19 protein-coding genes are annotated in these 8,801 nt (G+C 39.3%); 8 read left to right on the top strand and 11 right to left on the bottom strand.

Annotated elements, in window-relative coordinates:
• The 5 genes from IQ228_RS14830 to IQ228_RS14810 all read right to left on the bottom strand — a co-directional run.
• On the bottom strand, window positions 1-293 hold a 293-nt coding region (locus tag IQ228_RS14830), incomplete at its 3' end, for a PIN domain-containing protein (protein WP_193963328.1).
• A 9-nt stretch (window positions 294-302) separates the two neighbouring features.
• Window positions 303-596: a hypothetical protein gene (locus IQ228_RS14825; protein ID WP_027402755.1), complete on the bottom strand. Its 294-nt coding sequence runs from the start codon at window positions 594-596 to the stop codon at window positions 303-305.
• A 262-nt stretch (window positions 597-858) separates the two neighbouring features.
• The gene (locus IQ228_RS14820; protein WP_027402756.1) at window positions 859-1,074 is read right to left on the bottom strand and encodes a hypothetical protein; all 216 of its coding nucleotides are present in this window, start codon (window positions 1,072-1,074) and stop codon (window positions 859-861) included.
• Entirely contained in the window at window positions 1,071-1,361 is a 291-nt protein-coding gene (locus tag IQ228_RS14815) for a BrnT family toxin (RefSeq protein WP_027402757.1), read from the bottom strand. Before IQ228_RS14815 ends, IQ228_RS14820 begins: the two co-directional genes overlap by 4 nt.
• A 753-nt stretch (window positions 1,362-2,114) precedes the next feature.
• Window positions 2,115-2,318 carry a type II toxin-antitoxin system HicB family antitoxin gene (locus IQ228_RS14810; protein WP_027402758.1) on the bottom strand — a complete coding sequence of 68 codons (204 nt, stop codon included), beginning with the start codon at window positions 2,316-2,318 and terminating at the stop codon, window positions 2,115-2,117.
• A 365-nt stretch (window positions 2,319-2,683) separates the two neighbouring features.
• Here IQ228_RS14810 and IQ228_RS14805 point away from each other — a divergent pair, with 365 nt between their 5' ends.
• The 4 genes from IQ228_RS14805 (at window position 2,684) to IQ228_RS14790 (ending at window position 4,527) form a co-directional block, all read left to right on the top strand.
• The gene (locus tag IQ228_RS14805; protein ID WP_035082477.1) at window positions 2,684-2,950 is read left to right on the top strand and encodes a hypothetical protein; all 267 of its coding nucleotides are present in this window, start codon (window positions 2,684-2,686) and stop codon (window positions 2,948-2,950) included.
• Window positions 2,934-3,317, top strand: a complete 384-nt coding sequence (locus tag IQ228_RS14800) for a type II toxin-antitoxin system VapC family toxin (RefSeq protein ID WP_027402759.1) — start codon at window positions 2,934-2,936, stop codon at window positions 3,315-3,317. The genes IQ228_RS14805 and IQ228_RS14800 overlap by 17 nt, the downstream gene beginning before the upstream one ends.
• A gap of 569 nt (window positions 3,318-3,886) precedes the next feature.
• The gene (locus tag IQ228_RS14795; RefSeq protein WP_027402760.1) at window positions 3,887-4,102 is read left to right on the top strand and encodes a hypothetical protein; all 216 of its coding nucleotides are present in this window, start codon (window positions 3,887-3,889) and stop codon (window positions 4,100-4,102) included.
• Window positions 4,099-4,527: a type II toxin-antitoxin system VapC family toxin gene (locus IQ228_RS14790; RefSeq protein ID WP_027402761.1), complete on the top strand. Its 429-nt coding sequence runs from the start codon at window positions 4,099-4,101 to the stop codon at window positions 4,525-4,527. Before IQ228_RS14795 ends, IQ228_RS14790 begins: the two co-directional genes overlap by 4 nt.
• Before the next feature lie 128 nt (window positions 4,528-4,655).
• On the opposite strand, the gene IQ228_RS14785 is transcribed toward IQ228_RS14790, so the two are convergent.
• Complete coding sequence (locus IQ228_RS14785; RefSeq protein ID WP_193963319.1) at window positions 4,656-4,940, bottom strand: type II toxin-antitoxin system mRNA interferase toxin, RelE/StbE family; 285 nt, start codon at window positions 4,938-4,940, stop codon at window positions 4,656-4,658.
• Entirely contained in the window at window positions 4,940-5,176 is a 237-nt protein-coding gene (locus IQ228_RS14780) for a hypothetical protein (RefSeq protein ID WP_201769149.1), read from the bottom strand. The genes IQ228_RS14785 and IQ228_RS14780 overlap by 1 nt, the downstream gene beginning before the upstream one ends.
• A gap of 332 nt (window positions 5,177-5,508) precedes the next feature.
• On the opposite strand from IQ228_RS14780, the gene IQ228_RS14775 reads away from it, so the two are divergent.
• From IQ228_RS14775 to IQ228_RS14760, 4 genes are all read left to right on the top strand, one after another.
• Window positions 5,509-5,784 (top strand): hypothetical protein, encoded by a 276-nt coding sequence (locus IQ228_RS14775; RefSeq protein WP_027402764.1) that lies wholly within the window; start codon window positions 5,509-5,511, stop codon window positions 5,782-5,784.
• Entirely contained in the window at window positions 5,763-6,182 is a 420-nt protein-coding gene (locus IQ228_RS14770; RefSeq protein WP_027402765.1) for a type II toxin-antitoxin system VapC family toxin, read from the top strand. The genes IQ228_RS14775 and IQ228_RS14770 overlap by 22 nt, the downstream gene beginning before the upstream one ends.
• Before the next feature lie 318 nt (window positions 6,183-6,500).
• Entirely contained in the window at window positions 6,501-6,749 is a 249-nt protein-coding gene (locus IQ228_RS14765; RefSeq protein ID WP_015078629.1) for a hypothetical protein, read from the top strand.
• Window positions 6,749-7,165 carry a type II toxin-antitoxin system VapC family toxin gene (locus IQ228_RS14760; protein ID WP_015078630.1) on the top strand — a complete coding sequence of 139 codons (417 nt, stop codon included), beginning with the start codon at window positions 6,749-6,751 and terminating at the stop codon, window positions 7,163-7,165. The genes IQ228_RS14765 and IQ228_RS14760 overlap by 1 nt, the downstream gene beginning before the upstream one ends.
• A 220-nt stretch (window positions 7,166-7,385) precedes the next feature.
• Here the strand turns inward: IQ228_RS14760 and IQ228_RS14755 are convergent, their stop codons facing one another.
• From IQ228_RS14755 to IQ228_RS14740, 4 genes are all read right to left on the bottom strand, one after another.
• On the bottom strand, window positions 7,386-7,805 hold the full coding sequence (locus IQ228_RS14755) for a hypothetical protein (protein ID WP_027402766.1): 420 nt from the start codon (window positions 7,803-7,805) through the stop codon (window positions 7,386-7,388).
• 1 nt (window position 7,806) lies between these two features.
• Entirely contained in the window at window positions 7,807-8,058 is a 252-nt protein-coding gene (locus IQ228_RS14750) for a hypothetical protein (RefSeq protein WP_027402767.1), read from the bottom strand.
• A 72-nt stretch (window positions 8,059-8,130) separates the two neighbouring features.
• Window positions 8,131-8,319: a hypothetical protein gene (locus IQ228_RS14745; RefSeq protein ID WP_193963317.1), complete on the bottom strand. Its 189-nt coding sequence runs from the start codon at window positions 8,317-8,319 to the stop codon at window positions 8,131-8,133.
• A 240-nt stretch (window positions 8,320-8,559) separates the two neighbouring features.
• On the bottom strand, window positions 8,560-8,801 hold a 242-nt coding region (locus tag IQ228_RS14740; protein WP_193963316.1), incomplete at its 5' end, for a PIN domain-containing protein.

The following is an 8,801-nucleotide window of genomic DNA, read 5'->3' as shown; positions in this document are numbered from 1 at the left end:
TCTTGTGGAGATATTGGTCGTCCTGCGCTTTGTCGCTTGGCACGAATATACGCCCATTCTCGACAAAGTGATTGATCAACTGGAATAATTAAGTAGTTAGATAGGTATTGTTCTAGTTGTGTGAAACGGCGATCGCTCCATTGACGCAAAATTGCCCAATGAAACAGTTCAGCTACGGTCATGAATGACATTGCTAATTGTTGACCAGTTAAATATGGTAAGTAAGGGTCGGCATAATCACTACCTTTGAAGATGAAAGAAGCGATATCAGTATCAATGAGGTAAAAACTCATGGTGTTTGGTTAGATCACTTCTTGGCGTTGTTGTCGTAGGAAAATGAGAAAATCTTCGATGGAGTCTTCTTCCGGCCAAAAGTCAGCAGCGAGATGTTTGAGGTTATGTACGGTGGTAGGGGTCTGTGTGGCGAGTAGTTCTTTGAGCGTGGTATCTTGCCAAAACTGATGACTGAGATTTTTAAGATCGGTTTGAGACTGTGAGGATGAATTGCTTTGGGTAAAGATTTGCAATAGTTGTTGACGTTCTGTAGATGATAACTGTTGGATAGCAGCGATCGCATTTTCGAGTCGTGAAGTCATAGTGCGGTTTTGTGGTTATATGATTCTATTTTATTTAAACTCAAGGGCGATCGCACACAACCCCCTGAATTTTAAACGAACTGCTTGCAGCAGTGCTAGTTCCCTCCGGGACGCTCCGTGAACGCTATCGCACCCCAACATCCCCAAATAGCGATTGCGCGATCGCACACAACCACCCTAATTTTAGATGATCGCAATTCCAACTTATTCCTAAACAGCGATTCCTAGGTCGCGCTTCGCTATCGCCGATGGAAATACAGATTTAATTGTTGCTTTCTATCAACGATAACCTACGTTTATTTTCCATACATTCACGCAAATAAAGATTAATTAAATTCAAATAAGAAATACCTGTTTCTTGAGCTATTTCTTCAAAGTATTGAATTATATCCTTTTCTAAATCAATTGTAATTTGTTCTTTTAACTGTTGAGAATAGGGATTTTTAACAGATTTAGAAAAATCATAATTTTCTCTCATAGGAACTCCTGATATTGTTTTTGTTCTAGTTTATTTGCTTTTCTTGCTGAAATAATCCGAATTGTTGTATCATTTTCTCGATAACAATGACAAACAACTAAAAGGCGATAATAAACACTGATTCCTAATAAAATAAATCTATCTTCATCTTGAGAATGATCGGGATCATAAATTAAACGAGCATTATCATCAATAAAGGCAGATTTTGCTTCTTTAAAAGAAATCCCATGTTTTTGAATATTACTCTCGGCTTTTTGTGAATCCCAAGTAAATTCCAACTTATTCATTATTATACTAAATTTTTAATTTGCATTCCTAAAATTTACATTATGATTATGCCACAAGTTATAGATTATTCAGGCGATTCCTAGGTCGCGCTTCGCTATCGCTCACAACTACCCCAATTTTAAACGATAGCACTCCAATATCCCCAAACAACGATCACCTACTCTTTACTATCGCCTATTTTTGATCCTTGATTCAGGAGTGAACACAGATGAACGGGGATAAACGCGGATTTTTTGTCTGAATCAGGATGTCCAGGATTTGAGGATGTACAGGATGTAATTGCTCATTTGTTTGTTGGTGGTTAATGTTGTAATTGTCTGATAGCGTAGCGTTAGCCATATCAGAATAAACAAAATCATCCCCAAATTTTCACCAACAATTATTAAATAACATCCTGTAAATCCTTTAATCCTGGTTATCCTGATTCAGACAAAAAAATCATAACTGACCACAAACCAATTCTTGATTATTGATTTATCTGTAATTTTCCTACTTGAAGAAATAACGAACCACTCCAGACACAGAGGAAGAAGATTATCTTTGGGTTATAAGATCCCCGACTTCTTCTTTGATCATATCAATCAATTATTAGTTATGTTCAGAAATCGGGGATCTAGTTAGATCACTTCGCTATCCCTCACAACCACCCTAATTTTAAACGAACTGCTTGCAACCTTTCTGAGATATCAGTTCAAAGCCATGTTTACGTAATATGCGTTCAACATCATCAGCCTTCATTCTCCTGAGTCGAGTCATCCGAGCATAACCTCACGGATTACTGCTCCAGGAAGAAGTTGAATAGTATCGGGCTGTAAATAAAGCTCGATCGCTTCTCTTATATTATTAAGGGCTTCTTCTTGTGTAACACCGGCAGAGGTGCATCCAGGGAGTTCTGGACACCAAATTGCCCATTCGCTTGTTTCTGGATCAGGTTCAAGTATGACTCGCCACTTCATAGTTACTATAATATTTGTAGAATTAATCTCAATCATAGCAAACGGTTCTTCGTAGTATCCTGGCACTACAAGATTGGCGATTCCTAGGTCGCGCTGTACGCGATCGCACCCCAACATCCCCAAAACGCTATCGCTCACAACTACCCTAATTTTAAGCGATTCCTAGGTCGCGCTTCGCTATCGCTCACAACCACCCTAATTTTAAACGAACTGCTTGCAGCAGCGCTAGTTCCCTCCGGGACGCACTCGCGTTCGCTATCGCCCTCCCTACATCCCCAAATAGCGATCTCTTTTTGTGATATTCTATAATTAGAAATGTACTTAATTAAACAGCAGCATTATATTATTGTAAGGATGACAAAATTATGCAAGCAATTAGGTTACAAAAAACTATAGAGAAAAATGGTGAAATCTCTTTTCAAAATTTACCTGTGGTAGAAGGACAAGAGGTAGAGGTAATTGTTTTATTATCCATTCTTCCTACAAGGAAAAAGGTATTAACTGCTCATGAATTACTTGATTCGAGCTTGATAGGTTTATGGGAAGAACGCGACGATATTACAGATAGCCTTGCTTACGCTCGTCAGTTGCGTGAACAGTCACAAAGGAGAGGTTATGATTCTCCTAGATAGTGATATTATGATTGACTTTCTTCGTAAATATCCACCTGCTATTAGTTGGTTAAGTTCTTTGGGAGAGGAAGAAATTGCTTTACCTGGTTATGTAGCGATGGAATTGATGCAAGGATGTAGGAATAAGTTGGAATTGCAGGAAATTCGCAAATTTATTGCTAATGTTGAAGTAATTTGGCCAACACCTGAAACTTGTGATCAAGCATTAGAAACATTTGCAGATTATAATCTCAGTCATAATCTTGGGTTAATTGATGCTTTAATCGGTCAAACATCAATTGCTTTCGGTTTACCATTACATACATTTAATGTGAAGCATTATGCTGTTATTCCAGGTTTAATAACAATACAACCATATAAAAGATAATTAGTGTATTTTTGCTATCGCTCACAACCACAATAATTTTAGGCGGTCGCTCTCCCAACTTATTCCTAAACAGCGATTCCTAGGTCGCGCTTCGCTATCGCTCACAACTACCCTAATTTTACACGAACTGCTTGCAGCAGCGCTTCGCTATCGCCCCCCAACATTCTCCAAACAGCGATTCCTAGGTCGCGCTTCGCTATCGCACACAACCCCCAATTTTAAACGATTCCTAGGTCGCGCTTCGCTATCGCTCACAACCACCCTAATTCTAAATGATCGCCCTCCCAACATTCCCAAACAGCGAACTGCTTGCAGCAGCGCTTCGCTATCGCACTACTCCAATTTTAGACTATCGCACCCCAACATCCCCAAACAGCGAACTGCTTGCAGCAGCGCTAGTTCCCTCCGGGACGCACTCGCGTTCGCTATCGCACACAACCCCTTAATTTTAAACGATTCCTAGGTCGCGCTTCGCTATCGCACCCCAACATCCCAAACAGCAGTGGTTGTCAAATCCTCTTGAAATCATTATGCTTCAGATAGAAACGAATGATTAACGGAAAACTCAAATGACAATCAATACATCTATAGAAGAACGGCTTTCAGCAGTAGAAATTGCACTTGCACAGTTACAAAAGCAAATTGTAGCTCCTCAACCAATGAATTGGCTAGAACAAATTACAGGTTCTTTTAAGAATGACTCAGCTTTTGAAGAACTGCTTGCTTATGGAAGAGTAATTCGTCAAGGTGATGAATCCATTCTGGAAACGCCAGAAGAATTATGAAATATTTATTAGATACAGATCACCTGAGCATTCTTCAACGACAAACAGGAAACGATTACAGCAATCTTTCAACGCGGATGAATCGCTATCCATTGTCAGATTTTGCTGTATCAACAGTGACATTTCACGAGCAGATGTTGGGTTGCCATGCTTATATTAATCGTGCGCGTAATTCTAATGACGTAGTCAAAGGGTATGAAATGATGACACTACTCCTTAACGATTTCAAGGTATTACCTTTAGTCTCATTTGACATGGGAGCAGCCCAGGCACTTAATCAATTACAATCACAACGTATTCAACTGGCCAAGATGGATGCGCGAATTGCTTCAATTGCCATCTTTCGTGGATTGGTTTTATTAACTCGCAATCATCAAGATTTTGGTAAGGTGACCGGATTATTACTCGAAGATTGGACAGTTTAAAACAGCGATCGCACTCCCAACTTATGCCTAAATAGCGATCGCTCACCACTACCCCAATTTTAAGCGATTCCTAGGTCGCGCTTCGCTATCGCACTCCCAACTTATTCCTAAACAGCGATCGCTCTCTTTTAGTAGACATCATCATGAGAACCTATATTTAAAAGAACCACTATTTCTTCACCAGTTTCATCGTCTTTTTCTATAGAGAAAATAATCCGACAGTCATATCCACAGAAGCAAGCACGCAAACCATCAAACTCACCTTTTAGCTGATGAGTAGCAAGGTTAGCAGCAAATAAATCTGTTTCCATTTGCTGTAATGTTTCCTCAATTCGTGCTTGTAAATTCTGATCATGTTTGATTAATTTTCGCAAAGATCGCTTGAAGCGAGAAGTAAGAACCAGTTTTCTCATTATGTTTCATTAGTATTTAAGTAAGTTCTTAACTCAGCGATCGCTTCAGTTGCGGTTTGAGGTTTAAGATTACCATTTCTAAATTCAGCTAGTGCTTCCTGTGATGAACTTGCTAATTCTTTTCGTCGCATATCAGCTATTCGACGTTGTAGGATACTAATTAGTAGTTCTTGTTGATCAAGTGGTAGATCAGTCACTAGATTGAGAACTTCTTCAAATGTGTTAATTTGTTGCATAAATGCTCTCAACTAAATTACTTTATTTATTTTAGTATTTCTCTTGTAGCTTTGCTAATAATGAAATATCGCACCCCAACATCCCCAAACAGCGAACTGCTTGCAGCAGCGCTAGTTCCCTCCGGGACGCACTCGCGTTCGCTATCGCTCACAACCCCCTAATTTTAAACGAACTGCTTGCAGCAGCGCTTCGCTATCGCTCACAAATACCCTAATTTTCGGCGATTCCTAGGTCGCGCTTCTTCATTAAGACACTAAGCAAATAATTAGTTAATAAAATTGCACTTATTTGTTATAATATTATTTGTGGTTAATAAGAGAGAAATTATCTTGTGAAATCTACATTTAACTGGAATCCAGAACAGACTTTACTCGAAAAACTGATCAATCTGGCTAGTAACCGTGGTCAATCACCGGAATCAATTATTAGTGAAGCTGTCAGATCATACCTGGAAATCCAATCACTAGAAACAGTTAATGATGCTGTATCTGATCCATTAATTGGCTTATTTGCAGCCACACCTGATTTAGCTATTAATTCCGAAGATATTCTCCAAAATGAAGTGACAGAGAAATCAGGTTGGACATGGAAAGAACCCCAGCAGTAGCTGATACTGGCTTTGTTGTCGCATTATTGAATCGTTTGGATACAATGCACAATAGTGTAACACCAGTATACACACAACAAAAACAAATTTTATTGCCACAAACAGTATTAGCAGAAGTGGCTTATTTAGTAGGACGTAATGCAGGTTCAGCAACATTAGTAGCTTTCTTAAAAGGACTATCTGCAAGTAGATTTATTTTAGTAGCTTTGACAGATCAAGATTTGGTGCTTGTTGCGGAAATTTTGGATGAATATGCAGATAGTCGGATTGATTTTGTAGATGCAAGTGTTATGGCTATAGCTGAACGTTTTGATATTAAAAGAATATTGACTTTAGATCAGCGAGATTTTAGATTATTTCGACCTCAGCATTGTGATTGTTTTGAGATTTTGCCTTGAAAGAAATAATAGTTAATATATAAGCGCGATTACTAGGTTGTGCTTCGCTATCGCTCACAACTACACCCATTTTAGGCGATCGCACCCCAACCACCCTAATTTTAGGCGATCGCACTCCCAACCAACATCCTAATCAGCGAACTGCTTGCAGCAGCGCTAGTTCCCTCCGGGACGCACTCGCGAACGCTATCGCTCACAACCCCCTAATTTTAAACGAACTGCTTGCAGCAGCGCTTCGCTATCGCACAAATAATTTGTAGAAGGTTTAAAAATTTGATATGATGTTGATGAAAACTGTTTAATTTTTGCAGAAAAACTATGTCTCAAGCAACTGATAAACCTATAATTCAAGAAAACACACTGTTAGATAAATTTAGAAATCTAACTATTGAACAACAACAAACTATCTTAGATTTTATGGAATTTATGCACAGTAAAAAAACAAAATCACAAGACAATCAAGAGGTTTCAGCTTATGATTTAGCTAAGGAATGGGCTGGATCTGTAGAAAGTGGGATTAGTGATTTATCTACTAATAAAAGGTATCTTCAAGGATTTGGTAAATAATGAAATCAGAAATTATTATAGATACTTCGCCTTTAGTGGCTTTTATTGATAAAAGTGATAATCTTCATAAATGGACAGTAGAAAAATGGAAAAATTTACGTCCCCCTTTATTTACTTGTGAAGCGGTTATTGCGGAATCTTGTTTTTTATTACAAAATGTTCATGGAGGAGAAAGTGCTATTTTATCTTTATTGGAAGCAGAAGTAATTAAAATACCTTTTAATTTAAGTGAAGAAGTAACAGTAATTAAGCAATTAATGAAACAATATCACTCCGTTCCTATGTCTTTAGCTGATGCTTGTTTAGTAAGAATGAGTGAATTAATTAGAGGAAGTAGTGTTTTCACTTTAGATAGTGATTTTAGGGTTTATCGTCAATATAAAAATAAGGTTATTCCTGTTATTATGCCTGAATAACATCATTGAATTGCACCACAGTCTCCTGATTCCTAGGTCGCGCTTCGCTATCGCACCCTAACATCCCCAAACAGCGAACTGCTTGCAGCAGCGCTTCGCTATCGCATACAACCCCAATTTTAAACTATCGCACCCCAACATCCCCAAACAGCGATCGCTTACAACTCCCCTAATTTTAGGCGAACTGACAAGTCAGCACTTACGCTATCGCTATCACACTTTATTTCTGGATCGGACAAACCTCAAAAGCCAATTCATGGCGATAAAAACATACATTAAATTCTGCAAAAAAGTTCATGTGACCTAAAATGACAGGTACATCTGTTGATTGAGTCCACGCAAAGGCAAGTAAAACAGGTGCAAAATTGGCTACTGTCCCAGTTAAAACTAGCCCTCGTGAGTCACTATGAGCGAGATTTCCACTAAGTGGAATTTGAACGGTTTGACTTTCCCAGACTGCTCCTAACTGTAATCCAATTTCGTAGGGTAAGACATTAACACTAGCGCCAGTGTCTAATAAAGCCATAACTTCTATGGAACTTTTTCCATTAGTCAAGATTAGCGGCAAGTATGGCAAAATACTAGAACGACCAGAACTGTCAGTGCGTTCTGTAAATAACAAGCGATGACCACCAAGCATTTTATACTCCCTGTGCCTCTAGCAAAAGCTGAGATAAGGCTTGAACAGCTTCATTATCTACTTGAGGTGACCATACAACTGCCTCAGTAACTGTTAGTTGATTCATCAGCATATTTTCATGATGCTCATTACTTGCGGTGTCTAGGCTACATCCTTCTTCTTTAGCTACTGCAAGCAAAAGAAAGTGTATAAGTCTGAGCTTATCTTGATGTGTTAGTTGACTAACAGTTGGTAGAAGTTCGCTAAGAGGCATATTAAACATCAGGTTTTGCTATCTGATTTGGATCATAGCATCTTCCTAAATCTGGCCACATTGAGTAGCTATTTAGATATCGCACACAACCAATTTTAAACTATCGCACCCCAACACCCCAAAACAGCGAACTGCTTGCAGCAGCGCTTCGCTATCGCTCCCAACCCCAATTTTAGAAGTCGCACTCCCAACACCCCAAACAGCGATCGCTCCCAACCCTAATTTTAAACGATTCCTACGGAGCGCTTCGCTATCGCTCACAACCACCCTAATTTTAAACGAACTGCTTGCAGCAGCGCTTCGCTATCGCACCCCAACATCCCCAAATAGCGATTCCTAGGTCGCGCAACGCTTACGCACACAACCACCCCAATTTTAAACGAACTGCTTGCAGCAGCGCTTCGCTATCTCTCTCCCAACATCCCCAAACAGCGAACTGACAAGTCAGCGCTTGCGCTTACAACCACCCTAATTTTAAGCGATCGTTCTTATTTATGACCTTCATAATGGGGATGAAGGGATAATAAGCCGTAAATTGGGAATATCCAAAAAGTCTTTGATGTTGTGAGTAACTAGCGGTAAGTCATAGCGTAAAGCTGTTGCAGCAATCCAAGCATCTTGTGGAGATATTGGTCGTCCTGCGCTTTGTCGCTTGGCACGAATATACGCCCATTCTCGACAAAGTGATTGATCAACTGGAATAATTAAGTAGTTAGATAGGTATTGTTCTAGTTGTGTGAAAC

The sequence above is a fragment of the Dolichospermum sp. LEGE 00246 genome (genome assembly GCF_015207865.1).
Taxonomy (GTDB): Bacteria; Cyanobacteriota; Cyanobacteriia; order Cyanobacteriales; family Nostocaceae; genus Dolichospermum; species Dolichospermum heterosporum.
The sequence above is the reverse complement of the archived record's forward strand: the minus strand, read 5'-3'. Positions and strand labels throughout refer to the sequence as shown.

Bases quoted from the DNA above. Each gene is read 5' to 3' on its own strand.
- IQ228_RS14770 (WP_027402765.1), top strand. From the start codon at position 5,763: ATGGAAAGAACCCCAGCAGTAGCTGATACTGGCTTTGTTGTCGCATTA.
- IQ228_RS14790 (WP_027402761.1), top strand. From the start codon at position 4,099: ATGAAATATTTATTAGATACAGATCACCTGAGCATTCTTCAACGACAA.
- IQ228_RS14750 (WP_027402767.1), bottom strand. From the start codon at position 8,058: ATGCCTCTTAGCGAACTTCTACCAACTGTTAGTCAACTAACACATCAA.
- IQ228_RS14805 (WP_035082477.1), top strand. From the start codon at position 2,684: ATGCAAGCAATTAGGTTACAAAAAACTATAGAGAAAAATGGTGAAATC.
- IQ228_RS14755 (WP_027402766.1), bottom strand. From the start codon at position 7,805: ATGCTTGGTGGTCATCGCTTGTTATTTACAGAACGCACTGACAGTTCT.
- IQ228_RS14810 (WP_027402758.1), bottom strand. From the start codon at position 2,318: ATGAAGTGGCGAGTCATACTTGAACCTGATCCAGAAACAAGCGAATGG.
- IQ228_RS14800 (WP_027402759.1), top strand. From the start codon at position 2,934: ATGATTCTCCTAGATAGTGATATTATGATTGACTTTCTTCGTAAATAT.
- IQ228_RS14795 (WP_027402760.1), top strand. From the start codon at position 3,887: ATGACAATCAATACATCTATAGAAGAACGGCTTTCAGCAGTAGAAATT.
- IQ228_RS14785 (WP_193963319.1), bottom strand. From the start codon at position 4,940: ATGAGAAAACTGGTTCTTACTTCTCGCTTCAAGCGATCTTTGCGAAAA.
- IQ228_RS14765 (WP_015078629.1), top strand. From the start codon at position 6,501: ATGTCTCAAGCAACTGATAAACCTATAATTCAAGAAAACACACTGTTA.
- IQ228_RS14780 (WP_201769149.1), bottom strand. From the start codon at position 5,176: ATGCAACAAATTAACACATTTGAAGAAGTTCTCAATCTAGTGACTGAT.
- IQ228_RS14815 (WP_027402757.1), bottom strand. From the start codon at position 1,361: ATGAATAAGTTGGAATTTACTTGGGATTCACAAAAAGCCGAGAGTAAT.
- IQ228_RS14820 (WP_027402756.1), bottom strand. From the start codon at position 1,074: ATGAGAGAAAATTATGATTTTTCTAAATCTGTTAAAAATCCCTATTCT.
- IQ228_RS14825 (WP_027402755.1), bottom strand. From the start codon at position 596: ATGACTTCACGACTCGAAAATGCGATCGCTGCTATCCAACAGTTATCA.
- IQ228_RS14760 (WP_015078630.1), top strand. From the start codon at position 6,749: ATGAAATCAGAAATTATTATAGATACTTCGCCTTTAGTGGCTTTTATT.